Raw genomic sequence first — 25,894 nt, forward strand, 5'->3', positions numbered from 1 at the left:
GCGCCGCTGCCGACGCCTCGGATCATGATATAAAGATATCTTTATATGTTGTCCAGTCCGGAGTCGAGCCTCGGGCGGCGGCAAGGCTGCGACATATTCGCCACGGCACGCGGGGGACGCAGGGTAACTTGGTTTCAGGTTCTGGTATTTATCATGGTGATATGATACCAGCAGAACCGTGGGGTCGTTTTCGGCGGCGCCGCATTGGGGGGATCGGCAGGCAGCGCAGGAACGGCGTGGCCGCTCTTTGTTCGCATGCATGGTCTCCGTCAAGGGATTGTCTGAAGAAGAGACTGGACCGTATGCCGACCACCGTCATCAAGCGCCTTGCCGCCTGCGTCCTTGTCAGCGCCACGCTCACGGCCTGTGCCGCCACGCCCAGCGGCAACGACGCCTCGGTGCAGAGCATGCGGGACAACGACCCGCTGGAAACCTACAACCGCGCCATGTTCCAGGTGAACGATGCCATCGACACGGTCCTGATCCGGCCGGTGGCGTGGACCTACAAGAACGTGGTCCCCGGCCATTTCCAGTACCAGATCGACAGCTTCCTGAACAACCTGAGCGCCCCCGTCGTGCTGGCCAACGACATTCTGCAGGGCAACCCGGACCGCGCCTTCAACACCTTCATGCGGTTCATGCTGAACTCCACCTTCGGTCTGGCGGGCATCAACGACTTCGCGGCCGAGGCCGGCTTCCCGCGTCACGAGGAAGACTTCGGCCAGACGCTGGCGGTCTGGGGCGTGCAGGACGGTCCGTACCTGGTGCTGCCCATTCTGGGCCCCAGCAACCCGCGCGACACGGTCGGCATGGTGGTCGACAGCTTCCTCGATCCGTTCAACTACCTGGCGCGCGCCAACTCGGCCGAGGCGTTCCCCTGGGGTCGCCGCGTCGCCTCGGGCATCGATACCCGGGCCGAGTTGATCCCGCAGTACGAAAACCTGAAGGAAGAGTCGGTCGACTTCTACGCCACCATCCGCAGCGCCTACCGCCAGCGCCGTGCGGCGGAGATCGACAACATCACCGAATCGGGTGACCTGCCGGAGTACGATTTCGGCAACGGCGCCATGGATGGCGCAGCATTCGACGGCGACGCCTTCGACGCGCCGGCCGAGGAAATCCAGGAGGGCGGTCAGGCGCAATAGGCGCCCCCGCCGCATCCCGGCCGCGCCCTTGGGCGTAATGCCCGGCACCGGATTGATTTCAGCTAAGGACCGACCATGATCCGCCGCTTCCTCGCGCCGCTTTTCCTGCTTCTGGCTGTCGCCGTGGTGGCCCAGCCGAACGCCGCCCGCGCCGAGATCACGCCCGAGCAGGGCATGGCCTTCATCGAGAACATCGCCAACAAGGGCATCAACGAAGTCATCGCCGCGGATGTGCCGCAGCAGGAAAAGACGCAGCGCTTCCGCGACATGTTCCTGGCCAATTTCGGCACCGAGTCGACCGCCCGCTTCGTGCTGGGGCGCCATTCGCGCGGGGCCGATCCGGAGCAGCTCGACCGTTTCCAGCAGCTGTTCCGCGAATACAACGTGCTGATCTGGGCGCGCCGCTTTGACGAGTACAACGGGCAGGAACTCAAGGTCACCGGCACCCGCCCGGATGACGACAAGGGCCTGTTCGTCGAGAGCCAGGTGGTCAACACCGAGGGCGGCGAGCCCATCAACATCGTCTGGCGCCTGCGTGAGCGCGAGGGCGGACCCAAGGTGGTCGACATCATCGTCGAGGGCGTGTCCATGGCGCTGACCTATCGCTCGGAGTACGACGCCATCATCTCGCGCTCGGGGCTGTCAGGGCTGAACGACCAGTTGGCGCAGAAGGTGCAGGAGCTGAAGGGCGGCTGATCCGACGCCCGCCCGCCTCGCAATTCAGGGCCCGGTGCCGTCGGTGGCGCCGGGCCTTTTTCATGATCGGACGGCGGGTCGCGTCCATTCGGCGGGACCTTCGGCGTAGGTCGTCAGGATGATGAACGGTGGTCCGCGGGGGACGTTCCTGCGACGTGCATTGGCACTTTCGCAGCGCAACGTCCAAGAGAGGAGCGGCCCATGGTCACCACCATTGGCACCGAATCCAGCTTGACCAAACTGGTCGAGAACCTGATCCACCTGGAATACGACGCCATCGCGGCCTACGAGGCGGCGGTGGATCGTCTCGACGACACGGCCATCAAGGAAAGCATGCGCGGCTTCCTCTCCGATCACCAGAACCACGTCCGGGCGCTTGGTGAGGTCTCGCGCGAACTCGGCGAAACCCCGCCCACCGGCGGCGACGCCAAGCAGATGCTGACGAAGGGCAAGGTGGTGTTGGCCGACATGGCGGGCGACAAGGCCATCCTCCAGGCCATGAAGACCAACGAGGACGATACCAACACCGCCTACGAGCGCGCCGCCGGTCATGACGACGCCACGCCGGCGGCCAGGACCATGTTCGATGGCGCCCTGGCCGACGAACGCCGCCACAAGGCCTGGATCGAGGAGACCATCGCGCGGCTTTAGGGGAAGGCGCCGCAGGAGGCATGGGCAGGGCGGCGCATGCGGGCGCCGCCCGTGCCGCGTCCGCCCTACCGGCTGAGCACCAGCGTCGCCCAGGGGTCCAGCTTGTAGCGCTTTTCCAGCACCAGGCCCTGCATGCGGTAGGCCGACAGCACCATGCGCTCCTGGCGCTGCAGCAGGCCTGCCAGGATCACCTTGCCGCCGGGAGCCAGGTTGGCGGAAACGTCCTTGGCCATGCGCATGAGCGGGCGGGCCAGGATGTTGGCGAAGATCAGGTCGTAGGGGCCGCGGCGCTTCACCGCGCCCAGCTTGAAGCCGTCGCCGGCGTAGGAGGCCACCCGCGGGCCGACGGCGTTGCGCCGCGCGTTGAAGTCGGTCACCCGCACCGCCTCGGCGTCGATGTCCACCGCCGTCACCGGGGCGTTGACCGTCAGGGCGGCGGCGATTCCCAGGATGCCGGTGCCGCACCCCATGTCCAGCACTTTGCGGAAGGACCGGCGGCCGGTCAGTTCGTCCAGCGCCAGCAGGCAGCCGCGCGTGCTCTGGTGCTCGCCCGAGCCGAAGGCGGTGGCGGCGTCCACCAGCAGCGGAATGGTGCCGACGGGCGGCGGGTCCTCGTGGTGGCTGCCGTGGACGAAGTAGCGGCCGGCGCGGATGGGCGGAAAGCTTTGGAGGTTCTCCGCCAGCCAGTTGCGCGGCTGCTCCCTGGCGATGGTCACCTCGGGCTCGGGAATGCCGGCCACCTTGGCGGCCACGGCCACGGCGGCGATCACCGCCGGTCGGTCGGGTTCGCCCTCGCCGAACCCGTCCAGGCGCCACAGGTCCTTTTCCGGGCCGTCCTCGATCTCGAAGGCGAGCACGGCGGTGGCGTGTTCCTCCAGCGCCGCCTCGAAGACAGGCACGGCCTCCTTGGGCACGGTCGCCTGAATGCGCCAGATGTCTGCGGAATCCTTGGCCGTCATGGGTCGCCTGAAACTCTCGTGGTGGGGAGGGTGGCGCCTTCCTAGCAGAGGCGGGGCCGAAAGTCATGCGCGCCGCGCACTGCTGCGGCGCACAAACCCGCCACCACTTCCGGTCGGAGGCGCCTATAGTCCCTTACGGAATTGATGCCTTCCCCAAGCACAGCGCCCCGTTCCCGGCGGGGCCGAAGAGAGCAGACATGAGCACGCAGACCGAATACCACGTTCCCGACTTCGACGAGATCCGCGCCTACGAACGCCGTGCGCACGAGATGCGCGCCCAGGAATGCAGCCGCATGGTGCGCAGTGCCCTGGCTTGGCTGCGCGACGCGCTGCACATCGGCGGCCACCACGGCGCCCGTCCGGCGCACTGAACGTCGCGCGCCTTCACCGGCCTCTTCCCGGCAGAGGTCGCCGGGTTCTCCCCTGGTGAGGGTTCGTGCTGAGAACCCGCCGCCCGCCTTGCCCATCCCCTTGGGCTGAGCGAGCGGCGGGTTTTTTTCATGCCTGGGCCTCTCCGGGCAGGGGCTCGGCCGGTTCCCGCACCACCCGGCGTTCGTCGATGGGCCAGTGCAGGGCGGCGGCGGCGAGCCCCAGGGCCACCCCGGCCCACCACACGACGTCATAGCTGCCCGTCGCGTCGTAGAGCGCCCCGCCCAGCCACACGCCCAGGAACGCGCCCAACTGGTGGCCGAGGAAGACGATGCCGAACAGCGTCGCCATGTAGCGCGGGCCGAAAATCTGCGCGACAAGGCCCGACGTCGCCGGCACCGTCGACAGCCACAGCAGGCCCATGGCGGCGGAGAACAGAAGCACGCTCGCGGGCGAGATCGGTACCAGCAGGAACAGGGCGATGATGACCGCGCGGGCGAGGTAGATGCCCGACAGCACCATCTTCTTGCTGAACTTGCCGGACAGGATGCCGGACGTATAGGCGCCGATTACGTTGAACAGCCCCACCAGCCCCAGCGCCCAGGCGCCGAGTGCCGGGCTCAGGCCCTTGTCCACCAGGTAGGCGGGCAGGTGGACCTGGATGAAGGCGACGTGAAAGCCGCAAACGAAGAAGCCCAGGAACAGCAGCACGTATCCCTTGTGGGCGGCGGCCTCTTTCAGAGCCGCGCCCAGCGTCTGTTCCATTTCCGCCACGGCGGCCGCGCCGACACCGCTTTTCGCTCCGCCCGGCTTGCCGCGCAGGGCGGGCGCGAGCAGGGCGATCACCAGCGCGAACAGCGCCAGCAGCCCAAGCGCGGTCTGCCAGCCATATTCCGCGATGAACCCCTGGCCCAGGGGCACCATGAGGAACTGGCCGAGCGATCCGGTGGCGGTGCCCAGGCCCAGCACCCACGAGCGCCGGTCCTCCGGCACGTTGCGCGCCATGGCCGACAGCGCAATGGCGAAGGAGGAGCCAGCGAGCCCGAGCCCCACGATGAACCCGCCCGTGACGGTAATCGCCAGCGGCGTGGAACTGACCGCCATCAGCGCCGTCCCCGCTGCATAGAGAATGCCGCCGGCGATCAGCACGCGGGCGGTGCCGTAGCGGTCCGCGATGGCCCCGGCAAAGGGTTGGCCCAGGCCCCACATGAGGTTTTGCACGGCGATGGCGACGGAGAACACCTCGCGTCCCCAGTCGCGCGCGTCGCTCATGGGCTCCAGGAACAGGCCGAAGCCCGACCGCACGCCGAAGTTCAGCAGCCCCACCAGACAGCCGGCGACGATCACCAGCCACACGGCGGGCGGCAGTCCGGCAACGGTGGGGCGGTCAGGGGCGGCGGAGGACATGGACGGAACTCCCGGCTTTGGTGATCAGCCCATCCTACCGATGCGATGGCCTTCCGCCATGGCCGCTCAAGCGGCGGAGGAGGGGGCCAATGCGGGTCATCCACCATCGGCGGCGGGTGCCGCCTCCACCAGCTTCAGCAGGGTCTCCAGGCGGTCGGCCTCGGCGTGGGGCTTGTCCCAGCGGATGCGGCTGATGCGCGGGAAGCGCATGGCGAGACCCGACTTGTGGCGCGGGCTGGGGTGGACGCTGTCGAACGCCACCTCGAACACCAGCCCCGGCGTCACCGCGCGCACGGGGCCGAAGCGGTCGGTGGTGTTGGCGCGCACCCAGCGGTCGATCTGGCGCAATTCCTCGTCGGTGAAGCCGAAGTACGCCTTGCCGACGGGCACCAGTTCATCATCCCGCCAGACGCCGAAGGTGTAGTCGCTGTAGAAGCTGGAGCGCTTGCCGTGGCCGCGCTGGGCGTAGAGCAGCACGGCGTCCACCGTCAGCGGGTCGCGCTTCCACTTGAACCACGGCCCCTTGGGACGGCCTGGGACGTAGACGCTGTCCCACCGTTTCAGCATCAGCCCCTCCATGCCGCGCGCCCGCGCCTCGTCGCGCAGCTCCGCCATCCGGCTCCAGTCGTTGAGCGGGATGAGGGGCGACAGGTCGAAACGGTCGCGCGGGGTGCCGAACAGCGCCTCCAGCCGTTTGCGGCGGTGGCGGAAGGGGTGCTCGCGCAGGTCTTCCGGCCCGTCCTGCAACAGGTCGTAGGCGCGCACGAAGGCCGGATACTTGCGCAACATGGCGGCCGAAACGGTCTTGCGGTTCAGGCGCTGTTGCAGGTGGTTGAAGGGCGCGGGCTCACCGCTTGCGTCCATCACCAGCAACTCGCCGTCCAAGGCACCGTCGAAGTCGGCGGCCTCCACCACGTCGGGGAAGGCGTGGGTGATGTCGTCGCCGGACCGCGCGAAAATGCGCGTCTCCCCAAAGCGCCGCGCCACCTGCACGCGGATGCCGTCCCACTTCCATTCCACGGCATAGTCGGCGGGGTCGAGGGCCGGCATGTCCGTTTCCTCCAGCGGGTTTGCCAGCATGAAGGGGCGGAAGGCCGGCATGTCGCGGACCTCGGGCTTCGGCCCGCCGGCGGCCCAGGCGAACAGGGGCTCATAGGGCGGCTGGACGCAGGGCCAGGCTTCCTCCACATCGTTCAGCGGCAGGCCCGCCCAGCCCGCGAAGGCGGTGCGGGCCAGCCTCCCCGAGACGCCGACGCGCAGGCCGCTGGTGATGAGCTTCAGAAGCGCCCAGCGCCCCGTCGCGTCCAGCCGGTCGAGCCAGCCGGCCAGAAGCTCGGGGATGCGGGTGCGTGGGGCGGCCATGAGGGTGTCGATCACCTCCCACAGCGGCGGCGGGTCCTCCGGCGTGTCCTCCGGCCCCTGCCACATGAGTGCCAGCGTTTCCGCCAGGTCCCCTACGTAGTCGTAGGAAAGATAGAACAGCACGGGGTCGCACCGCGCCTCCGCCAGTTCGCGGATGGCCTTGGGCTTGGCGGTGCCGAGGTCCAGCTCGCCGGTCAGGGCGGCGAGGCCGTAGCCGCGATCGGGGTCGGGGGCGTGGGCCAGGTAGTCCTCGATCAGCCGCAGCTTGCCGTTGCGGCTGGGCATGGTGACGAGGCCGTCGAGAAGGTCGGCGAAACGCTGCATGGCCGTCAGCCGCCTCCGCCGGTGGCGTCGGCCGGGTCTTCCTCGTAGCCCTCGATGTACAGGGCTTCGGCGTGCAGGCCCTTGGTCTTGGCGAAGTGGACCAGCGCGTCCTCCCGCCCGTGGGTGACCCAGATCTCGCCGGCCTGGACCTCCTGGATGGTGGTCGTCAGTTCGTCCCAGTCGGCGTGGTCGGAGAGGATCAGCGGCAGTTCCACGCCCTTCTGCCGGGCCCGCCCGCGCACCCGCATCCAGCCCGAGGCGACGGCGGTCACGGGATCGGGCAGGCGGCGGCTCCAGCGGTCTTGCAGCGCGGCGGGCGGGGCCATGACGATCTCGCCCTTCATGTCGGCCTTGGCGGCACCCGTGGCGGGGCGGGTCTCGCCCAGGTCGACGCCGTGGGCCTGATAGAGATCGACGAGGTTTTGCAAGGCCCCGTGCAGCCAGATGGGGCGGTCGTAGCCGGCTTTCCGCAACAGCGCGATCACCCGCTGCGCCTTGCCCAGCGCATAGGCTCCGACCAGATGGGCGCGGTCGGGGAACAGGCGCAGGCTGTCGAGCAGCTTGGCAATCTCGTGCCCGTCGTCGGGGTGGCGGAAGACGGGCAGGGCGAAGGTGGCCTCGGTGACGAACACGTCGCAGGGCACGACCTCGAAGCCTGCGCAGGTGGGGTCGGGGCGGCGCTTGTAGTCGCCGGAGACGACGACGCGCGCTCCCCCGTACTCCATGACGATCTGCGCCGCCCCCAGCACATGACCGGCGGGAACGAGGCGGACCGAGACGTCGCCGATGCGCCGTGTCTCGCCGTAGGGCAGGGCGTCGGCGCCGTCCAGCGAGCCGCCGTTGCGCGCGGCCATGATCGCCAGCGTCTCGGGCGTCGCGAGCGTGGCGCCGTGGCCGGGGCGGGCGTGATCGGCGTGTCCGTGAGTGACCACCGCGCGCGGCACGGGGCGCAGCGGGTCGATATGGAAATCGCCGGGCTCGATATAGATTCCCTGGCGGGTGACGGTGATCCAGTCGCGCGGGTGCATGGGGATGGATGTTTGGCGCAGGGGCGTCCGCGTCAAGCGTCGACGGGGCCGATGCGCCTGCTCCAGTCCTCCACGCCGTTGGTCTCCAGGCGCTTGGCGGCGATCTTGCGCCATCCTGCCGCCAGTTCGGGCAGACCGGCGATGGCTTCCAGATCCGCACGGTTCAGCGTGTCGACGTACAGCACATGGAGGATGCGGGCGAGCGACCAGTCGGGATTGGGGCGGTCCTCCAGCACCAGCCGGTCGCCGGGGCCGACAAGGCCCGGCTCCAGCACGCGGTAGTACCAGCCCGACCGGCCGGTGTCCTGGACCCGCTTCGCCATGTCCTTGCGGTCGAAGCGGGTGTTGAGCTTGTGGCACGGCTGGCGGCCCTGGCTGACCTGGACGCGGGCGGTGCCCAGGCGGACGATATCGCCGACGCAAACGTTTGCTTCGGTTAGGCCGGTGGTGGAGATGTTCTCGCCGAACGCCCCCACCTCGGCCAGGAACGACGGCGCCGGGGCGAGGTCGGTGATCCAGGCGGCATAGTGGTCGCGCGGGTAGTGGTGGATGGCCTTGTCCGCGTCGCCGTGCACCGTCGGGTCGCCCACCTGGTCGCCGGCCAGCCCCTCAAGCGTCACCGCCACGGGCTCCGACCGTGGGTAGCGGCTGGCGATGGAGCTGGGGTTGCCCCTGGGCCCGAAGGCGCGCGGGGTGCCGGTCAACACGGCGTCGATGCGGATGTGGGTCATGGTCTGGATGCCTTCTGAAGCCCGTAACGAAGATGAGGCCGGGGCTGAAGAAGGTCCAGGGCCACTTTCCTTTGCCCGCCGAAATGCCCATTTTTGCCGCCATGACCACCGCCGACCGCTTGCCGAAACCTCTTAGCCACTGGTTCGCCGTCCAGGGCTGGACGCCGCACCCCCACCAGCGCGCCATGCTCGACGCCGCGCGGGCGGGGCAGAGCGTGCTGCTGATCGCGCCGACGGGCGGCGGCAAGACCCTGGCGGGCTTCCTGCCGAGCCTCGCGGACCTGGCGGAAAACCCGCGCGACGGCCTGCACACCCTGTATATCTCGCCGCTCAAGGCGCTCGCCCAGGACGTCCACCGCAACCTGACGCGGCCCATCGAAGAAGCCGGCCTGCCCGTCACGCACGAGACGCGCACCGGCGATACCCCCTCGGCCAAGCGCCAGCGGCAGAAGCAGCGCCCGCCGGACATGCTGATGACCACGCCGGAAAGTCTGGCGCTCATGCTGGCCGCGCCCGACGCGGAGCGGGTGTTCGGCGGCCTGGAGTGCATCATCGTCGACGAGTTGCACGCGCTGGCCGGCACCAAGCGGGGGGATCAACTGGCGCTCGGCCTCTCCCGCCTGCGGAGCCTGCGGCCGGGCCTGCGCGCCGTCGGGCTCTCGGCCACCGTCGCGCGGCCGGAGGACCTGGCGAAGCACGTCGCCCCCGACGCCCGCGTCATCCACGGCGAGGGCGGGGTGATGCCCGACGTCGGCATCCTGGACGCCGCCAAGGACCCGCCCTGGGCCGGGCACATGGCCCACCACGCCATGCCCGAGGTCATGGACTGCATCCGCGCCCACCGCACCACGCTGGTCTTCGTCAACACCCGCGCGCAAGGCGAGATCGTCTTCCAGAGCCTGTGGAAGCTCAACGACGAAGCCCTGCCCATCGCGCTCCACCACGGGTCGCTGGCCGTGGAGCAGCGCCGCAAGGTGGAGGCCGCCATGGCGGCCGGCAAGTTGCGGGCGGTGGTGGCGACAAGCTCGCTCGATCTCGGCATCGACTGGGGCGCGGTGGACCTGGTGGTGCAGATCGGCGCGCCCAAGGGGTCGGCGCGGCTGATCCAGCGCATCGGGCGGGCCAACCACCGGCTGGATGCACCGTCCAAGGCCCTGCTGGTCCCCGGCAACCGCTTCGAGTACCTGGAGTGCGAGGCGGCCCTGGATGCCATGCGGGCGGGCGAACTGGACGACCCGCCGCCGCGCGCCGGAGCGCTCGACGTGCTCGCCCAGCATGTCATGGGGACGGCCTGCGCCGGGCCGTTTCATCCCGACGCGCTGTATGACGAGGTCCGCACCGCCGCGCCCTATGCAGGGTTGGAACGCGACACCTTCGACGCCGTGCTCCGCTTCGTGCGCGACGGCGGCTACGCGCTGAAGGTCTACGACCAGTACCGCCGGCTCGCGCCGCTGAAGGACGGCCGGCTGAAGGTCGCCAACCCGCGCTTCGTGCGCGACTGGCGCATGAACGTCGGCACCATCGTGGAGGCGGAAACGCTGAAGGTCCGGCTCGGGCGCGGCCCGTACCTGGGAGAGGTGGAGGAGTACTTCGTCATGGGCCTGGAGCCCGGCGACACCTTCATCTTCGCCGGCCAGTCCCTGCGGTTCGAGGGCGTGCGCGAGATGACCGTCATCGCCAGCAAGGCGCCGGGCAAGGACCCCAAGGTGCCGGCCTACGTGGGTGGACGGCTGCCGATCTCCCAGCGGCTGGCGGATCGGGTGGTGGCGATCCTCACCGATCCGGCGCGCCGTGCCGCCCTGCCGCCGGCGGTGCGGGAGTGGGCCGACATCCAGGCGGCGCGTTCAAGCCTGCCCCGGCCCGGCGCGCTGCTGGTGGAGACCTTCCCGCGCCAGGGACGGGAGTTCCTGGTGGCCTACAGCCTTGCCGGCCGCAACGCGCACCAGACGCTCGGGATGCTGCTCACCCGCCGCATGGAGCGCATGAAGCTCAAACCGCTGGGCTTCGTCGCCAACGACTACGCCATCGCGGTGTGGAGCGTCGAAAGCGCGGCCGAGGACGTCGACCGCCTGTTCGACTACGACATCCTCGGCGACGACCTGGAGGACTGGATGGCGGAAAGTCCCATGCTCAAGCGCGCCTTCCGGCAGGTGGCCGTGATCTCGGGCCTCGTCCAGCGGCGCGTGGCGGGGGCGGAGAAGTCCGGCAGGCAGATGACCTTCAACTCCGACCTCATCTACGACGTGCTGCGGAAATACGACCCCGATCACGTGCTGCTGCGCGCCACGCGGGCGGACGCGGAAGGCGGCCTGATCGACCTGCACAGGCTGACCGACATGCTTTATAAGGCGCAAGGCCACATCGATCACCGGCGGCTGGCGCGGGTGTCTCCGCTGGCGGTGCCGGTTCTCTTGGATATCGGGAAGGAAAACATGGCGGGCGCCATTCTGGACGATCTGTTGGACGACGCGGCGGCGGAGTTGATCGCCGAGGCCACGCACCCGTTTGCGGCGGAGGCTAAGGCCTGATGCTGGTCAACGGAGCCATGGTCCTGCCCGACCCCTCGGGCGCGCTGTTCTGGCCCAAGGAACAGACGCTGGTGGTCGCCGACATGCACCTTGAGAAAGCGGCGACACTCGCCCGCCGGGGTGCGGGCTTCCTGCCGCCCTACGACACGCGCGAAACGCTGCGGCTGCTGGAAGGGCTCATGCGCCGCCACGCGCCCAAGCGCCTGATCGCGCTGGGTGATGCCTTCCACGACGCCAAGGCCGCCCACGGGCTGACGGAGGCCGACGCGGCGCGGCTGCGCAAGCTGACGGCGGCGACGGACTGGATCTGGATCACCGGCAACCACGACCCGGTGGCCCCCCTGCACCTGGGCGGTCGGGCGGAACAGGTGGCGGAGATCGGTCCCCTGGTCTTCCGCCACGATCCGCAGCCGGCGACGGGCCTGCGCGGCGCGGACGGAGAGGTCGCCGGCCACCTCCACCCCAAGGCGGCGGTGACGGTGCGTGGGCAGCGCCTGAGCCGGCCGTGCTTCGTGACCGACACCCGCCGCCTGGTGCTGCCGGCCTTCGGCGCCTTCACGGGCGGGCTGGACGTGTTCGACCCGGAGATCCGCGGCCTGTTCCGCCGCGACTTCACGGTGTTCCTCACGGGGCGCGACAAGGTCCACAGCTTCCCCGCCGGCCGGCTGGAGCGGGCCGAGGAGGCGTCCGTCAGGCGCTGAGGTTAATGCCGCCGCGCGACAGGGCCGCGCCGTGGCGCGCGTGCAGGGCGGTCAGCCGGGCGCCGGTGTCGTCCAGGTGGCGGGCGGCGTCCATGGCGCGCTCGAACCCAGAGGCCTGGTTCAGCGGTCCCCGGTCGAAGGATGCGCCCACCGTCAGCGTCAGGAACGACGCGCCCGTCAGCGCGCGCGAGGCCTGGCCGAACAGGTCGGTGAAGCCGGGCCGCTCGGCGAAGGGTTCGCCGGGCAGGGCGCGGCGGCCGAACTCCTGCTCCATGTCGCGGACGACCGAATTGATCTCGGCCGACAGGTGCTCCACCGTACCGGCCACGGCCCGGGCCAGCGACCCCGACATCATCCACAACGAGGCGGCAGGGCGCAGGGCCTCCATGATCATTTCCGCCGTCTCCAGACGGCGGGCCATGAACTCTTCCTGCATCTGCCGGCGGGTGGTTTCCCATCCGTCCAGCAGCGACGGCGCCCTGGCGCCTTCGGCCTGGGGCGCCTTGGCGGGCGCGGCCTTGCCCTCGGCCGCCGCGGAGCGGGCGGTCGGCTGGGGCTGCCAGAGGGCGGGGTTGAGGGCGGTCGCGATCATGGTCCGGCGTCCGAACATGCAACAAGGGCAGGCGCGATGCCTGCCCTTGTCAGTATGAACCGCCGCGAAAGCGCGTCAATGCGGAAATTGCGCGCAGCGCGCGATCAGGCGCCGGGGCCTTCCACCATCCAGGTCCGGCCGCGCTTGAGCAGCGCGTTGATGGAGACGTCCGGCGTCTTCTTCCGGGCGTCCGCCTTGTGGGATGCAACGGAGTCGTCGTGCACCGGGGCGGCGTCCTCGTACAGCACACCGAAGGCCACGGGAAAGTCCGGCCCGGTCATGGCGGCCAGCAGGCCGGCGAGCACGGGGTCGGTCTTGTCGTGGACCAGCACGTCGGCCTCGCTGATGCCGTTCTCGCCCAGCGTCACCACCTCCAGCTTGAAGGTGCCGGGCTTGACGCGGATGCCCTTGACCGGCGGCTCGTTCCTGCCGCCGCCGAACAGCAGCGGCTTGCCGTGCTCGACGTGGATGTAGGTGCCGGGCACGGCTTCCTTGCCCGTGAATTCGCCGAACACGGCGTCGTTGTAGACGATACAGTTCTGCAGGATCTCCACGAAGGCGCAGCCGCGATGCTCGCGGGCGGCCTTCAGCACGTCGGGCATCTCCTTGATCCACTTGTCGGCCGTGCGGGCAACGAAGCGCGCACCCGCGCCCATGGCCACCTTGATGGGGTCCAGCGGCGCATCCACCGAGCCTTCCGGCGTCGACGACGACCTGGTGCCGATGGCGGAGGTGGGCGAGGCCTGGCCCTTGGTCAGGCCGTAGATCTCGTTGTTGAACAGCAGGATCTGGGTGTCGACGTTGCGGCGGATGATGTGCAGCAGGTGGTTGCCGCCGATAGACAGGCCGTCGCCGTCGCCCGTGACGATCCACACGTCCAGTTCCGGGTTCGCCATCTTCACGCCGGTGGCCACCGCGGGCGCGCGGCCGTGGATGGTGTGGAACCCGTAGGTGTCCATGTAGTACGGGAAGCGCGACGAGCATCCGATGCCCGAGACGAAGACGGTCTTGTCCTTGTCGGCCTTCAGGTCCGCCAGGACCTTCTGCACGCTTTTAAGGATGGCGTAGTCGCCGCAGCCCGGGCACCAGCGAACTTCCTGGTCGGTGGCGAAATCCTTGGGCGTCAGCTTGGCGGGGGTGGTGGGAGCATTCATGGCTCAGCCCTCCAGCCGAGACCGCACGGCGGCCTCGATCTCGGCAATCTTGAACGGCTGGCCCGTCACCTTGGACAGGCCCTCGTACGGCTTGGCGTAGGTGGCGCGCAGAAGCGTCAGCAGCTGCCCGGTGTTCATCTCGGGCACCAGCACCTGGTCGAACCCGTCCAGCAGCGCGCCCAGGTTCTCGGGCAGCGGCCAGATGTGGCGCAGGTGGATGTGGCTGACGTCCAGGCCCTCGGCGCGCAGGTTGGTCACGGCGCGCTTGATGGGACCGTAGGTGGAGCCCCAGCCGACCACGGCCAGCCGGCCGCGTTCCTTGCCCTGGTCCACCGTCTGCGGCGGGATGTCGCGGGCGACACCGGCCACCTTGGCGTGGCGGAAGTCCGTCATGCGCTGGTGGTTGGCCGGGTCGTAGGAGATGTCGCCGGTTTCCGAATCACGCTCGATGCCGCCCACGCGGTGGGCGAGGCCCGGCGTGCCCGGCTTTGCCCAGTCGCGCGCGAGCGTATCAGGGTCGCGCTTGAAGGGCAGGTAGCCCTCCGGGTCCTGGCGGAAGGTCACCGGAATCCGCGGCAGGCTGTCCACGTCGGGGATCAGCCAGGGTTCCGATGCATTGGCGATGTAGCCGTCCGACAGCACCATCACCGGCACCATGTACTTGGTGGCGATGCGCGTCGCCTCGATGGCCATGGTGAAGCAGTCCGCCGGGCTGTTGGGCGCCAGCACCACCAGCGGCGTGTCGCCGTTGCGGCCGTAAAGCGCCTGATAGAGGTCCGACTGCTCGGTCTTGGTCGGCAGGCCGGTCGAGGGGCCGGCGCGCTGGGTGTTGATGATGACCAGCGGCAGTTCGGCGGCCACGGCCAGGCCGATGGCCTCGCCCTTGAGCGCGATGCCGGGGCCCGACGAGCTGGTGACGCCGATGGCGCCGCCGTAGGACGCGCCGATGGCCACGCAGGCGGCCGCGATTTCGTCCTCCGCCTGGTGGGTGGTGACGCCATAGGCCGTCAGCTTGACCAGGTGGTGGAGGATGGGCGAGGCCGGCGTGATGGGATAGCTGGCGAAGACCACTTCCGTCTCGGTCAACTGCGCGGCGGCAGCGAGGCCCAGCGCAAAGCCGTCACCGCCCGTGATGGTGCGGTAGAGACCCGGCGGCAGTTCCGCCTTGGGCACGCGGTAGCCGTGGAAGTCCTGCAGAAGCTCCATGGTCTCGCCGAAGGCATGGCCGGCGTTCAGCGCGTCCACGTTGGCCTTGGCGATGGCGGCGTCCTTGCGGCCGAACTTCTGCTCGATCCACTCGGCCGTCGGCGCGCGGTCGCGGCCGAACACCCAGTAGATGAGGCCGAGCGCCCAGAAATTCTTGCAGCGCAGGGCATCCACCTTGCCCAGGCCGCTGTCGGCCACGGCCTCCAGCGTCAGGCGCGAGATGTCGATGGGAACGACGTTCCAGCCTTCCAGGCTGCCGTCCTCCAGCGGATTGACCTCGTAGCCGGCCTTCTTCAGGTCGCGCGGACCGAAGTTGCCGCTGTCGACGATGACCAGCCCGCCGCGGTTGACCTTGTCGATGTTGGTCTTCAGCGCCGCCGGATTGAAGGCCACCAGGCAGTCGGCGGCATCGCCGGACGTGTTGATGCGCCGGCCGCCGAAGTTGATCTGGAAGGCCGACACGCCGTAGGTGGTGCCCACCGGCGCCCGGATTTCCGCCGGAAAGTCGGGGAAGGTCGTCAGGTCGTTGCCGGCCAGGGCGCTGGCGACGGTGAACTGGCCGCCGGTCAACTGGATGCCGTCGCCGGAATCCCCGGCGAACCGCACCACGGCGGACTCCAGCTCGATCCGGTCGCCCTGACCGGACTCGGGGTTCAAGGTTTGCGTTTCGCTCATGCCATCCTCCGGCCGTGGCAGCCACGGCCGTTCCTAGTTGGGAACCGCTGCGGCACGCGATGGCACCCCTCGGCCTTCGCGCCCGCGAAAGGGCTCCATCAATAGACGATCGAAGCCCCGTCGTCAGCAGGAAAAACCGACACTTTCGCTTCGTCTTTCCGGCGCTGTTCCGTTCACATAGGAAGCTTGCGCCGCCGGGTCCAGCGGCGCAAGCCGTTAGCATGCACACAATACGTAAGAGGTGCCCGTCGCCACGTCAGGCCGCGGTGGTCTTCCGCAGGCCCTCGGCGAGTTCGTTGAGCAGGTCCAGCACCTGATGGCTGGCGTCGTTCATCTCGTGGACGTGCTTGAGCGCCGTTTCGCGTTCGTTGTCGGCGGCCGCCTTCAAGGCGGCAATGCCGGCAGCGTGGACGCGGGCGTGCGGCTTTTCGATCCGCTTGAAGGCATCCTGCTCGCGCACGGCCGGGTCCTGCACACCATCGTACCACTTGCCCAGGCGGCAGGCGTGGTGGTCGGGCACGTCCTTGACCGCCCACTTGCCGCGGCCGATGACCGAGTCGATGATCTTCTTCTTGAAGACCACGTGATCGTTCTTGGCCACCTGCACGATGGCGAGCGCGCTGCCCACCTTGGCGAACTCGCCGACGCGCTCGTTCAGCACGGCGGCGGCGCGGTCCATGGCGGCCAGCACCTCGCCGATTTCCTCATCGTTGCGCCGGGCGGTGTCGGCGATGGCGTTGGTCCCGCGGGAGACCTCGGACGCCGCCGCCGTCTGCTGGCTGAGAATGGCGGCGATCTCGCCGATCTTGCCGTTCACGCCGTTGACGCTGCCGGCGATGGACTGCAGGCGGTCGCCCAGGTTGTTGACGGCGCCGCGACCGTCCTCCACCGCCTTGGCGCCGCTTTCCATGGCGTGGACGATGGAGTCCATCTCGGTGCGTAGCGCCTCGATGCGGGCGCGGATGTCCTCGGTCGCCCGGCCGGTCTGGCTGGCGAGCGTCTTGACCTCGCCGGCGACCACCGCGAAGCCCTTGCCGGCGTCACCGGCCCGCGCGGCTTCGATGGTGGCGTTGAGGGCGAGGAGGTTGGTCTGGTCGGCGATGTCCTCGATTTCCTGGACGATGACGCCGATCTGCTCGGATGCCTTGGCGAGGCTGTCGACGGTCTTGGCGGCATCGCTGACGGCGCCGAAGATGCTTTCCATGGTGGAGACGGCGTGGTGAGAGGCCGACAGCCCGTCGTTGGCCGCGCCCTCGGCCTCGCGCGCACCATCGGCGGCGGTGTCGGAGTTGCCCGAGATTTCCCGCACGCTCGCCACCAGTTCCTCCACGGCCGAGGCCATGGCCTGGCTCTGCTGCGCCGCGCCCGAGATTTCCTCCATCATGTGGGCCAGGACGATCATGGCTTCGTTGGATTGGATGGCGGCCTCGACCACGCCCGCAAGATGGCTTTCGGTCTCGCGCCGGACGGCCTGTTCGCGCTCGGCCAGTTCGCGCACGCGGTCGCCCTGGGCGGCTTCGCTTTCGGCCACGTCGCGGGCGTGGGTGCGCAGGCCTTCCAGCGCGCGGGCCATGGCGCCGATCTCGTCGCCGCGCGCCTGGGCCGGAATGTCGACGTCGTACCGGCCGTCGACGATGGCGCCCATGGCACCGGTCATGCGGCCGACCGGGCCGGCGATGGACCGCGCGATCAGGAAGCCCAGCACCGAGGCGACCAGCACCGCCCCCAGCGCCGTCAGTACGGTGCGGCTGCGGGCGTCGGACAGTTGGGCGGTATAGGGGGTGGCGTCCATGACGATTTCGGCCACACCGATGGGGCGGCCGGAAAAATCCGTCACCGCGTGGGCATAAACGCCCACCGCGCCGCCCGCCGTGTCCATGCGGCTCAGCACGGGTTCGCCGTCCAGGGCTTCGGCCAGGGCCGCGGGCTCAAGCAGGCCGCCGCCGTCGATGGTGGAGGCAAAGGTGTCGAAGCCGCCGCCCTCGGCCACCGTGTGCAGGGCGACGTGCAGGTTCGTCGTCTCGGTGAAGCGCTCGAAGAAGGCGGGGCCGAAGCTGGTGCCGAACTCCACCGTGCCCAGGTGGCGGCCGTTATCGGTGACCGGCGCCACGCCGCGCACGCCCAGGCCGGCGACGCCCTTCTCCAGCCCGGTGACGGGGCGGCTGTCGGCGTTGGCCTCGACCACCGTCTTGCGGAAGCCCGACAGGTCGTCGCCGAACTTCTCGGGCTTGTGGACGCGCAGAAGGCTGGTGGCGGGCGGTTCGTGGAACTGGAACTGTCGCACGTCCCAGTCCTCGCGCAGGCGGTCGTAACCGGGCAGGAACAGGTCGGACAGCGCCGCGCGGTCGCCCTCGGCCATGGCCTGCTTGACCGGCGGCAGGCCGGCCACCAGGGCGCCCATGGAAACGGCGCGCAGGGCCTCGGCCTCGATGCCCGCCATCATCTTCTGGTAGCCCTGGTTGAGCTGCCGCTGCAGCGACCGTGAGATCAATTCGTCGGCCGACATGAGGGAGGGAACCGCAACCGCCGCGGCCGTCAGGCCGGACAGCAGCACCATTGCGATGCCGATGCGCGCCAGGATGTTGATCTTCATGACCGCCCTCTTTCCCGCTTTATTCCTGAAAGGTACTTTAGAGGGAGGTTATACGCGATTCGGCCTATTTCCACCTTTTCCGTCGAGACCGGACGGATATGCGCGATTTTCAGGGCTCCGCCCATTCACGCATGAGGTTCGACCAGGTCTTGGACAGCAGGTCGAAGACCGGCGTCTTGCCGTCCTTGTCGAAGATCGTCCGGCGGGCGCGCTCCAGGTCGAACAGCATCTCGCGGTGGGCGGGGTCGCGCACCAGGCTCTGGGTCCAAGTCACGGCGACGCGCCGCTCGCCGGCGGTCACGGGCTCCACCCGGTGCAGCGTCGTGGACGGATAAACGATGGCCGCACCGCGCGGCAGCTTGTAGCGCTGGGTGCCGGCGGTGGTTTCCATGGTCAGTTCGCCGCCCTCGTAGTCCTCGGGCGCGCTGATGAACACGGTGGTGGAGACGTCGGTGCGCACGGCCCGGCCGTCGGGGCCGCGCATCAGGCTGTCGTCGACGTGGTTGCCGTAGGTCATGTCGTTGCTGTACCGCGCCACCAGCGGCGGCAGGATCTGCTTGGGTACCGCCGCGGCGGAGAAGGTGGCGTTGCGGTTCAGCGCGTCGATGACGATCTTCTGCGCCTTCCGCAGCGCGTCGCCGGCCATCTGCTCGTTCTTCTTCACAAGGCGCGCGTTCCACCCGGCGGTCTTGGTGCCGGGCTGGAAGTCGCCCGACTCCAGCAAGCCGTCCAGCGCCGCAAGGTCGTCGGCCGACAGCACGTCGGCAATGCACAGCAACATGGTGTCGCCACTCCTTTACCAGTTGATCCGCAAGCGTAGGCCGATCTGCCGTTTGCGGTAAATCCCTACAGAAAATCGGTCATTTTACTATTGAACCTGAGAATGATTTTCAATACCAGTTTTGAGGAGCGGCATCCTGCGCGACGCCGTTGGCGAACGACGATCAACACCACAAGGAAAGGGAAGCCCGAATGCGAGAGGGAACCATCAAGCTGTGGAGCGGCCTGAGCGTGGCGCTGGTTATGGGCGCCGGCGGCGCGGCGGTCACCTCTGCCGAAGCCGACGCTGCCCCCGTGCATTTGGAAAAACCCGCCCCGCAGGTACTGGGCGCGACGCTGGTCGCCGGCGGTGAAGGCGGCGAAGGCGGCGAAGCCGGCCACGCGGTCTCCTCCGGTGGTGAGGGCGGTGAAGGCGGCGAGGCCGGCCATGCCATGTCCGCCGGCGGCGAAGGCGGAGAAGGCGGAGAAGGCGGCGAAGGCGGCGAGGCCGGCGCCTTCTCCGAGCTGGACCACCACGCCGCGGCGGTCGGCCAGCTTCTGCTTCTGCGCGGCCATGTGGACATCGGCCGGACGCTCTACGCCCAAGGCAAGCCCAAGGACGCTCTGCCGCACTTCATGCATCCGGCCGAGGAAATCCTCGACGGCGTCGAAGGCGAACTGCACGAGCACGGCATCACCGACATGCGCGACCACCTCGACGCCCTGGTCGAGGCCGCCAAGGCCGGCGCCGATGCCGACAAGGTGACCGAACTGGCCGAGACCGTCGACGCCCAGGTCGGCAACGCTATCACGGTGGTCGGCGAGGATCACATGCGCGAGCCGGCTTTCCTGTACGACGTCTCGAAGTCGGTCATGGAAACGGCCGTGGCCGAATATCAGGCCGCCTTCCGCGACGGCCGCATCGCCAACGTGGTGGAGTACCAGGACAGCCGCGGCTTCATCCTGGCGCTGGAGGACTTCCTGACCGACAACGGCCTGGGCGAGGACGACAAGCTTCTGCAGGCCGTCCGCGACCTGAAGCCGGCCTGGCCGACGGTGGAGGCACCCGAGACGCCGGCCATGGAGCCCGGCGCGGTGCTCGCCGGCCTGTCGCGCATCGAGCTGATGTCCAACGACTACCGCTAGGCCCGCACGGCGCGGGGAAGGGGCGATGATGCGACTGCGGTATATCCTCGGCGGCGCCATTTGGGCGGCCGCCCTGGCCGTCGCCGTCTCCGGCGGGCCGGCCCGTGCTGCCGCGCCCGAACTGCTGGAAGCCTTCCAGCGGCCGGACAGCGTGCCCTTCCCCGCGACCAATCCCTACAGCCCGGAGAAGGCGGCGCTGGGGGAGCGGCTGTTCTTCGACGCGCGCCTGTCGGGCGCCAACGACCGCTCCTGCGCCAGTTGCCATCGCCCCGACGCCGGTTTCGAAGACGGCCTGCCCACCGGCAAGGCCATCGACGGCTCCGCCCTCGGCCGCCGGGTGCCGACCATCGTCAACGGCGCCTGGCAGGCCCGGTTCTTCTGGGACGGCCGGGCGGCGAGCCTGGAGGCCCAGGCCCTGGGCCCCATCCAGAACCCCCGCGAGATGGACCAGGACCTGACCGATCTGGTGGCGGAACTGCGGGCCGACGACGACCTGGTGGCCGCCTTCGCCGAGGCCTTTCCCGACTCCGAGCCGGCGCTGACGGCGGAAACCATCGCCACAGCCCTGGCGACCTACGAGCGCACGGTGATCTCGGGCCTTGCGCCCTTCGACCGCTGGGCGGCCGGCGATGCGGATGCCGTCGGTGCCGCCGCCAAGCGCGGCTTCGACCTGTTCACCGGCAAGGCGGGCTGCGTGTCCTGCCATTCGGGCTGGGACTTCACCGACGGCGCCTTTCACGACATCGGCCTGGCCGGCGACGACCGCGGCCGCGGGGAAATCCTCGACATGCCCGAGGTCGATCACGCGTTCAAGACGCCCACCCTGCGCGATCTGCCCAAGCGCGGCCCCTTCATGCACGACGGGTCGCTGCCGACGCTCGCCGCCGTGGTCGATCATTATGTGGACGGCACCCCCAAGCCGGCGGAACGCCCGACGCTGTCGCCCGACCTGCCGGATATCACGCTGACGCCGGCGGAGCGCGCGGACCTTGTGGCCTTCCTGGAAAGCCTGGACGCCGACGCGCCGCCGCCGCCCTTCCGGGCAGAAACGCTGGAGCCCGCGACGGCGACCCTGTCGGTGCCCGAGGTCAGCCAGCGCGACAAAACCTTCGCGCCGGGTGCGGTGAAGGTGGCCGTGGGGCAGCCGCTGCGCATCCTCAACGACGACACCCGCGACCACAACGTGCGGGTCGACGACCCGCGCCACACCGCCAACTCGGGCTTCCAGGAGCCGGGGGAGACGGTGGAGCTGGCTTTTCCAGAGCCCGGCACCTACCACGCCTTCTGCGGCATCCATCCGCGCATGGAACTGGTGGTCGAGGTGGTGGACGAGCCTTGAGCCGGCGCGCCGGGGGTGGTTTATTGGACCGCGCTTACGTCTTTCGATTGACCGGACCGCCGCCCATGCTTCGCCGTGCCCTTCTGCCGCTGCTCGCCGTTCTTGCCTTCGTGCCCGCGGCCCAGGCCGACGGCCTGCCGCAGCACCTGGCCGGTATCGCGCCGGGCATGAGCCTGTCCGAGGCCCGCCGGGCGGCCATCGACGCGGGCCTGCCCTTCACCGGCTGCGACACCCTCATCGCCGGACGCTCCGACGGGCGGCCGCTGCTGACGCTGTGTTCCCACAAGGGAAAGGGCAAGGGCACCGAGATCGCGGTCGGCGCCACCGACCTGCAGGTCTGGGCCGACGGGGCGGAGCGTGTGTTCGCGGTGGTCAAGGCCGAGCCCCTGTCGTGCGTGCCCGAGGAACAGGTGGCCGTCGTCCGCCAGATCACCACCGGCCCCGGCACCGCCATGGCCTGGGTGCCGCCGTGGTCGTGGCGGGCAGAGGCCGACGGCCGCGCCGTGCTGATCGACATGAAGAACGCCGCCGCCCCCTGCGGCGTCACCACCGAACTGCGCGACCCGCAGGCCCACGCCGCCGTCGCCGAGGCGCTGCGGGCGGACCTCGGCGACTGAGGCGTCAGGGCGAGGCGGCGGCGCCGCCGCTCAGTCCCCGATCTGGTTCTCGCGGGCAATGACGACCCCGGCCTTCTCCATCTCGGTCATGGCGGCGGCCAGGCTGCCGTCCTGGTCGATGGCGCGGGTGGCGTCCTCGATCAGCACCGCCTCGAACCCGCAGCGCCGGGCGTCCAGGCAGGTCCAGGCGACGCAGAAATCCGTCGCCAGGCCGGCGGCGAAAACCCGCGTGATGCCCTTCTCCTTCAGCCAGCCGGCGAGGCCGGTGGTGGTCGCCTGGTCGTTCTCGTAGAAGGCGGAATAGCTGTCGATATCGGGGTTCATGCCCTTGCGCTGGATCATCTGCGCCGGGCGCAGCCGCAGCGACGGGTGGAACGCCGCGCCCTGGTCGCCGGCGATGCAGTGGTCCGGCCACAGCACCTGGGTGCCGTAGGACATTCCGATGGTGGAGAAGGGCTCGGCGCCGTGGGTGGAGGCGAAACTGGCGTGGTTCTCCGGGTGCCAGTCCTGGGTCAGCACCACGGTTGCGAACCGGTCCATCAGCTTGTTGATGACGGGCACCACGGCGTCGCCCTCGGGCACGGCCAGGGCGCCGCCGGGACAGAAATCGTTCTGCACGTCGACCACCAGCAGGGCGTCGGTGTCGTGCATGATCTGGATGCCGGGCATGATGGGGTCCTCCCTCGGGCGTCTTCGCGCATTGAAGCACGGAAACACCCATGCCCCCAAGGGGTTCAGGCGTCGGGCCCGCGCGACCGGACGGGGATGACCGGCCGGTGGTCCTGCACCTCCAGCGTCGCCTGGGCCTGGCGGTGGGCGTCGGCGTCGAGCGGGAGGGGACGGGCCTCCGCCGCCGCCCCGGCCGGAGCGAACGACACGCCCGGCGGCCAATGCCCGACCCCGGTCATCACGGCCCGCCGCAGATGGGCGGGCAGCAAAGCCTCGAAGGCGCCGCCCGTGGCCTCGGCCTCGGCCATGGCCTCGGGCGTGACGGCGCTGGCCAGATGGCCCAGCGCCTCCAGCCCCTCGGCCAGCGCCACCGGATCGACGCCGCGCACCTGCACGCCCAGCATCGGCGCATCCAGGGCCAGCCGTCCGCCGCCGGCTTCCGCGTGCCAGGCGAAGGCCGCCCCGCCGGGGTCGTCGGCGGGATCGGGCAGCCCCGCCATGTGCCGCAGCCAGCCGACCGCCGCCGCGTCCGCCCAGAACTCCCGCAGCGTGCCGCGGAGCCCGCAGCGCAGGGACAGGCGGCGGGCGTCCTCGGCGGCGATGGGCAGGGCGGTGGCGGCGCCGGTCACTCAGCCCTCGCGGTTGAAGGCGGGCTTGCGGCGGTTGAGGAAGGCGTCGATGCCTTCCTCCCAGTCGGCCGTGGCGGTGCAGGCAGAGAAACTGTCCTCCTCGGCGGTCAGTTGGGCGGACAGGTCGTTGTCCATGGCGTGGTTGAGCAGCGCCTTGGTGCGCGCCAGGGCGGCGGCCGGCATGGCCGCCAGACGCCCGGCCACCTTGGCAGCCTCGGCCTCCAGTTCGGCGCGCGGGTGGACGGCGTTCACCATGCCCCAGTGCTCGGCGGTGGCGGCGTCGAACCGCCCGCCCAGCAGCGCGATCTCGGCGGCGCGCTTCGGTCCCACCAGGCGCGGCAGGAAAAAGCTGCCCGAGCCGTCCGGCGAGGTGCCGATGTTGATGTAGGCCAGCGTGAAATAGGCGTCGTCGGCCGCGATCGTCATGTCGCAGGCGTTGGCAAGCGAAAGCCCGAAGCCGGCGCACGCCCCCTGCACCCGCGCCACCACGGGCTGGGGCATGGTGCGCAGGGTGGAAATGGCCTCGCCCACGCCCTGGATGAGCGGGCGCGCGAGATCCGGCCGCTCCTGGCGTGGGCGGGTGTTGAACTGGGCGAACACGCGGATGTCGCCGCCGGCCATGAAGTGCTCGCCGGCGCCCGCCAGCAGCACCGCCCGGATGTCCTTGCGCCCCGCGATCTCGGCGAAGGTCTCGCGCAGGCCCTGGGTCATGGCCGCGTCCAGCGCGTTCAGGGCGTCGGGGCGGTTGAGCGTGACGGTGGCGACGCCACTTGTGGCATCGACGGACAGCAGAACGGGGTCGGCGGCGGCCATGGACGGGTCTCTCCGGCTTGTTTTCGTTGTGAAAGGTCCGCCTCCGTTATAGGCGGGGCGGGGCCGGCGGAAAAGGGCCGCTTGATCAGGCGAACAGCCCCGGCCGGCCGGGCGGGGCGTCGGGGTCGGGCACCGGGTTCTCGAACCGGGGCGTGACGTTGAAGCTCAAGGCTCCCTTCAGGCCCATGGCGCTGACGGCGTTGGCGAACAGGCCGGTCATGTCGCGCCGCATGTCCTGCGACAGGGCACGGTGGGTGCGAATGATCAGGTCGAAGCGCCGGTCGCCCTTGCGCACCAGCCCGTCGATCTGCATGAGGCCCAGGCGGCTGAGTTCCAGGTTGACCAGAAACCGCTGGCCGCCCCCCTTGCGTGCGCCTTCGCCTTCGCCCTCGGCCGACCCGTCCTCGTCGCCGGCACCCTGGCGGCGGGTGATGAACTGGATCTTCTGTACCTCGGCGCCGGCGTGGAAGGGCAGGGTGGTGACGCGCCATTCGGCGCCCGAGGCATCGCGGCGGGTGACGGCGGCCTCCGACAGGTCGCGGCCGATCTGGCGGGCCGTGGCGCGGCCCTTCTCGCCGGCCGATTCCAGCGCGCGCATGACGCCGCCGCCGGGCCACGCGCGGGTTTCGCCGCCGGCCTTCACCGCGCCCAGAAAGGCGGCGACGCTGGCGGTCATCTGGCCGTCGGCGCGGGGCAGGGCGGCGGTGAACTGGCGCGCGGCGTCCGCTCCGCCGGGGCTGCGCATCTGGCCGAGCACCGACAGCGCGTCGGTCATGCTGGGCCAGACGGTGGCCGAAAAGGCGGTGGGCGCGCCCAAAGCCCCGGCGGCGGCGGCCGTGGCGGGTGGCGCCGCAGGCAGGGGCGCGGCCCGCAGCACCTCCAGGCTCACCTGGGCGCCCGGCGGCGCGGCGATGCGCCCGGCGACCGAAAGCGTCCCGGCGGCTGTGCGCACCAGCGTCTGATCGGCCGAGCCTCCGGGCAGGACCGTTCCCTGAAGCAGGCTGGCCGGATTGGGTTGGGCGGCGGCGGAGGACACCCAGGGTGCCGGCTGCGGCGCGAGCGGCCCCTTCGCCCCGCCATAGGCGGCGACCCCGGCGGCATTGGGCGCGGCGCGAGGGCCGGACGCCTGAGCCTGCGTTTGAGCCTGACCCTGCGTCTGTGCCTGGGCGGGCTGGCCCCGCGCCGGCGCCGGCCCTTCGCCGGGACGCCCCGCCTGTGCCGGCTGAGCCTGGGCGCGCTGCCCCGGTTCTGCCGTCTGCGGCTGAGCCGTCGGCGTCTGGGCCGGGCGGGCGCCGCCGGCGCTGGTTTGCGCGCCGGTCGGGACCTGCGGCGGAGCTGCTCCCAGCCGGCCCGAAGCCTGAGCGCCGGCGCCCGGAGCGGCCGGCGCGGGAGCGGCATTGCCCCCTGCGGCCGGGCCTGACCCGGCCCCCGCTGCGCCGCCGGGCGCCTGAGGACCGGCGGTCACGGCCGCCACCCGGACGAACACGGCGGCACCCGGCTGAAGCGTCACCCCGTTCACCACCACGGGCCGCACGCCCTGCCCCTGTCCCGCCTGCGCCGGTGCAGACACACCGCCCGGCTGCACGCTCGGAGCGCCAGGCGGCCCTTGCGGTGCCGGCTGTTGCGGCTGAGCCTGTGTCGGCTGCGGAGCCGGCTGAGCGGCGCGCGGGGCGGCCTGGCTCGGCTGTTGGGCCGGCGGCTGTTGCTGGGCGGGCTGGCTCTGCGGTGCCGGCTGTTGCGGCTGGGGCTGCGTCGGTTGGGGTGCCGGCTGGGCGGCGCGCGGGGCGGCTTGGCTCGGCTG

At 70.2% G+C, this 25,894-nt stretch carries 23 protein-coding genes; 9 read left to right on the forward strand and 14 right to left on the reverse strand.

All coding sequences use genetic code 11. The annotated features are described in order from the left end of the window. The first annotated feature begins 302 nt into the window (after positions 1–302). The 3 genes from C882_RS16930 to C882_RS16940 all read left to right on the forward strand — a co-directional run bounded on the left by C882_RS16930 (position 303) and on the right by C882_RS16940 (position 2,492). Entirely contained in the window at positions 303–1,145 is an 843-nt protein-coding gene (locus tag C882_RS16930) for an MlaA family lipoprotein (RefSeq protein WP_009541876.1), read from the forward strand. A gap of 75 nt (positions 1,146–1,220) precedes the next feature. After that, complete coding sequence (locus tag C882_RS16935; protein WP_009541877.1) at positions 1,221–1,841, forward strand: MlaC/ttg2D family ABC transporter substrate-binding protein; 621 nt, start codon at positions 1,221–1,223, stop codon at positions 1,839–1,841. A 201-nt stretch (positions 1,842–2,042) separates the two neighbouring features. Continuing rightward, positions 2,043–2,492, forward strand: a complete 450-nt coding sequence (locus C882_RS16940) for a DUF2383 domain-containing protein (RefSeq protein ID WP_009541879.1) — start codon at positions 2,043–2,045, stop codon at positions 2,490–2,492. A 65-nt stretch (positions 2,493–2,557) separates the two neighbouring features. Here the strand turns inward: C882_RS16940 and C882_RS16945 are convergent, their stop codons facing one another. Next, a complete protein-coding gene (locus tag C882_RS16945; RefSeq protein ID WP_009541880.1) occupies positions 2,558–3,451 on the reverse strand; it encodes a 50S ribosomal protein L11 methyltransferase in 894 nt (297 codons plus the stop codon). Positions 3,452–3,648: 197 nt separating this feature from the next. Between C882_RS16945 and C882_RS25090 the strand changes: the two genes are divergently transcribed. Then, the gene (locus C882_RS25090) at positions 3,649–3,822 is read left to right on the forward strand and encodes an RSP_7527 family protein (protein ID WP_009541881.1); all 174 of its coding nucleotides are present in this window, start codon (positions 3,649–3,651) and stop codon (positions 3,820–3,822) included. Between the two features lie 127 nt (positions 3,823–3,949). Here the strand turns inward: C882_RS25090 and C882_RS16950 are convergent, their stop codons facing one another. From C882_RS16950 to C882_RS16965, 4 genes are all read right to left on the reverse strand, one after another. Continuing rightward, a complete protein-coding gene (locus C882_RS16950; protein WP_009541882.1) occupies positions 3,950–5,227 on the reverse strand; it encodes an MFS transporter in 1,278 nt (425 codons plus the stop codon). 96 nt (positions 5,228–5,323) lie between these two features. Next, complete coding sequence (locus C882_RS16955; RefSeq protein WP_009541883.1) at positions 5,324–6,913, reverse strand: cisplatin damage response ATP-dependent DNA ligase; 1,590 nt, start codon at positions 6,911–6,913, stop codon at positions 5,324–5,326. 5 nt (positions 6,914–6,918) lie between these two features. Beyond that, complete coding sequence (locus C882_RS16960) at positions 6,919–7,941, reverse strand: ligase-associated DNA damage response exonuclease (RefSeq protein ID WP_009541884.1); 1,023 nt, start codon at positions 7,939–7,941, stop codon at positions 6,919–6,921. Positions 7,942–7,973: 32 nt separating this feature from the next. Then, a complete protein-coding gene (locus C882_RS16965) occupies positions 7,974–8,672 on the reverse strand; it encodes an MOSC domain-containing protein (protein ID WP_009541885.1) in 699 nt (232 codons plus the stop codon). Positions 8,673–8,755: 83 nt separating this feature from the next. Here C882_RS16965 and C882_RS16970 point away from each other — a divergent pair, with 83 nt between their 5' ends. Together C882_RS16970 and pdeM are read left to right on the forward strand one after the other, a co-directional pair. Continuing rightward, a complete protein-coding gene (locus tag C882_RS16970; protein WP_052000203.1) occupies positions 8,756–11,200 on the forward strand; it encodes a ligase-associated DNA damage response DEXH box helicase in 2,445 nt (814 codons plus the stop codon). Further along, positions 11,200–11,901 carry a ligase-associated DNA damage response endonuclease PdeM gene (pdeM, locus tag C882_RS16975; protein WP_009541887.1) on the forward strand — a complete coding sequence of 234 codons (702 nt, stop codon included), beginning with the start codon at positions 11,200–11,202 and terminating at the stop codon, positions 11,899–11,901. Before C882_RS16970 ends, pdeM begins: the two co-directional genes overlap by 1 nt. On the opposite strand, the gene C882_RS16980 is transcribed toward pdeM, so the two are convergent. The 5 genes from C882_RS16980 to C882_RS17000 form a co-directional block, all read right to left on the reverse strand. Next, entirely contained in the window at positions 11,891–12,493 is a 603-nt protein-coding gene (locus C882_RS16980) for a hypothetical protein (RefSeq protein ID WP_009541888.1), read from the reverse strand. The two genes, pdeM and C882_RS16980, sit on opposite strands and share 11 nt — an antisense overlap. Positions 12,494–12,597: 104 nt before the next feature. Further along, a complete protein-coding gene (locus C882_RS16985; protein ID WP_009541889.1) occupies positions 12,598–13,647 on the reverse strand; it encodes a 2-oxoacid:ferredoxin oxidoreductase subunit beta in 1,050 nt (349 codons plus the stop codon). A gap of 3 nt (positions 13,648–13,650) precedes the next feature. Further along, complete coding sequence (locus C882_RS16990) at positions 13,651–15,528, reverse strand: 2-oxoacid:acceptor oxidoreductase subunit alpha (protein ID WP_009541890.1); 1,878 nt, start codon at positions 15,526–15,528, stop codon at positions 13,651–13,653. Positions 15,529–15,784: 256 nt separating this feature from the next. Continuing rightward, complete coding sequence (locus C882_RS16995; protein ID WP_009541892.1) at positions 15,785–18,121, reverse strand: methyl-accepting chemotaxis protein; 2,337 nt, start codon at positions 18,119–18,121, stop codon at positions 15,785–15,787. Between the two features lie 109 nt (positions 18,122–18,230). Further along, positions 18,231–18,902, reverse strand: a complete 672-nt coding sequence (locus C882_RS17000; RefSeq protein WP_009541893.1) for a Fe2+-dependent dioxygenase — start codon at positions 18,900–18,902, stop codon at positions 18,231–18,233. A gap of 191 nt (positions 18,903–19,093) precedes the next feature. On the opposite strand from C882_RS17000, the gene C882_RS17005 reads away from it, so the two are divergent. The 3 genes from C882_RS17005 to C882_RS17015 all read left to right on the forward strand — a co-directional run bounded on the left by C882_RS17005 (position 19,094) and on the right by C882_RS17015 (position 21,982). Beyond that, positions 19,094–20,026: a hypothetical protein gene (locus C882_RS17005; RefSeq protein WP_009541894.1), complete on the forward strand. Its 933-nt coding sequence runs from the start codon at positions 19,094–19,096 to the stop codon at positions 20,024–20,026. Between the two features lie 25 nt (positions 20,027–20,051). After that, positions 20,052–21,365: a cytochrome c peroxidase gene (locus tag C882_RS17010; protein WP_009541895.1), complete on the forward strand. Its 1,314-nt coding sequence runs from the start codon at positions 20,052–20,054 to the stop codon at positions 21,363–21,365. Positions 21,366–21,430: 65 nt separating this feature from the next. Continuing rightward, positions 21,431–21,982 (forward strand): hypothetical protein, encoded by a 552-nt coding sequence (locus tag C882_RS17015; protein ID WP_009541896.1) that lies wholly within the window; start codon positions 21,431–21,433, stop codon positions 21,980–21,982. Positions 21,983–22,012: 30 nt separating this feature from the next. Here C882_RS17015 and pncA read toward each other — a convergent pair whose 3' ends face one another. From pncA to C882_RS24720, 4 genes are all read right to left on the reverse strand, one after another. Beyond that, the gene (gene pncA / locus C882_RS17020; protein ID WP_009541897.1) at positions 22,013–22,651 is read right to left on the reverse strand and encodes a bifunctional nicotinamidase/pyrazinamidase; all 639 of its coding nucleotides are present in this window, start codon (positions 22,649–22,651) and stop codon (positions 22,013–22,015) included. Between the two features lie 65 nt (positions 22,652–22,716). Then, positions 22,717–23,280: a hypothetical protein gene (locus C882_RS17025; RefSeq protein ID WP_009541898.1), complete on the reverse strand. Its 564-nt coding sequence runs from the start codon at positions 23,278–23,280 to the stop codon at positions 22,717–22,719. After that, a complete protein-coding gene (locus tag C882_RS17030) occupies positions 23,281–24,093 on the reverse strand; it encodes an enoyl-CoA hydratase-related protein (protein ID WP_009541899.1) in 813 nt (270 codons plus the stop codon). Positions 24,094–24,178: 85 nt separating this feature from the next. Further along, a partial coding sequence (locus C882_RS24720) for a hypothetical protein (RefSeq protein WP_236262705.1) occupies positions 24,179–25,894 on the reverse strand: 1,716 nt, incomplete at its 5' end.

Source organism: Caenispirillum salinarum AK4 (genome assembly GCF_000315795.1).
Classification (GTDB): Bacteria; Pseudomonadota; Alphaproteobacteria; order Rhodospirillales; family Rhodospirillaceae; genus Caenispirillum; species Caenispirillum salinarum.

Bases quoted from the DNA above. Each gene is read 5' to 3' on its own strand.
- C882_RS16950 (WP_009541882.1), bottom strand. From the start codon at position 5,227: ATGTCCTCCGCCGCCCCTGACCGCCCCACCGTTGCCGGACTGCCGCCC.
- C882_RS16985 (WP_009541889.1), bottom strand. From the start codon at position 13,647: ATGAATGCTCCCACCACCCCCGCCAAGCTGACGCCCAAGGATTTCGCC.
- C882_RS16965 (WP_009541885.1), bottom strand. From the start codon at position 8,672: ATGACCCACATCCGCATCGACGCCGTGTTGACCGGCACCCCGCGCGCC.
- C882_RS16940 (WP_009541879.1), top strand. From the start codon at position 2,043: ATGGTCACCACCATTGGCACCGAATCCAGCTTGACCAAACTGGTCGAG.
- C882_RS17030 (WP_009541899.1), bottom strand. From the start codon at position 24,093: ATGGCCGCCGCCGACCCCGTTCTGCTGTCCGTCGATGCCACAAGTGGC.
- C882_RS16980 (WP_009541888.1), bottom strand. From the start codon at position 12,493: ATGATCGCGACCGCCCTCAACCCCGCCCTCTGGCAGCCCCAGCCGACC.
- pdeM (WP_009541887.1), top strand. From the start codon at position 11,200: ATGCTGGTCAACGGAGCCATGGTCCTGCCCGACCCCTCGGGCGCGCTG.
- C882_RS17000 (WP_009541893.1), bottom strand. From the start codon at position 18,902: ATGTTGCTGTGCATTGCCGACGTGCTGTCGGCCGACGACCTTGCGGCG.
- C882_RS17005 (WP_009541894.1), top strand. From the start codon at position 19,094: ATGCGAGAGGGAACCATCAAGCTGTGGAGCGGCCTGAGCGTGGCGCTG.
- C882_RS16970 (WP_052000203.1), top strand. From the start codon at position 8,756: ATGCCCATTTTTGCCGCCATGACCACCGCCGACCGCTTGCCGAAACCT.
- C882_RS16955 (WP_009541883.1), bottom strand. From the start codon at position 6,913: ATGCAGCGTTTCGCCGACCTTCTCGACGGCCTCGTCACCATGCCCAGC.
- C882_RS25090 (WP_009541881.1), top strand. From the start codon at position 3,649: ATGAGCACGCAGACCGAATACCACGTTCCCGACTTCGACGAGATCCGC.
- C882_RS16945 (WP_009541880.1), bottom strand. From the start codon at position 3,451: ATGACGGCCAAGGATTCCGCAGACATCTGGCGCATTCAGGCGACCGTG.
- pncA (WP_009541897.1), bottom strand. From the start codon at position 22,651: ATGCCCGGCATCCAGATCATGCACGACACCGACGCCCTGCTGGTGGTC.
- C882_RS17015 (WP_009541896.1), top strand. From the start codon at position 21,431: ATGCTTCGCCGTGCCCTTCTGCCGCTGCTCGCCGTTCTTGCCTTCGTG.
- C882_RS16930 (WP_009541876.1), top strand. From the start codon at position 303: ATGCCGACCACCGTCATCAAGCGCCTTGCCGCCTGCGTCCTTGTCAGC.
- C882_RS16990 (WP_009541890.1), bottom strand. From the start codon at position 15,528: ATGAGCGAAACGCAAACCTTGAACCCCGAGTCCGGTCAGGGCGACCGG.
- C882_RS16995 (WP_009541892.1), bottom strand. From the start codon at position 18,121: ATGAAGATCAACATCCTGGCGCGCATCGGCATCGCAATGGTGCTGCTG.
- C882_RS17010 (WP_009541895.1), top strand. From the start codon at position 20,052: ATGATGCGACTGCGGTATATCCTCGGCGGCGCCATTTGGGCGGCCGCC.
- C882_RS16935 (WP_009541877.1), top strand. From the start codon at position 1,221: ATGATCCGCCGCTTCCTCGCGCCGCTTTTCCTGCTTCTGGCTGTCGCC.
- C882_RS16960 (WP_009541884.1), bottom strand. From the start codon at position 7,941: ATGCACCCGCGCGACTGGATCACCGTCACCCGCCAGGGAATCTATATC.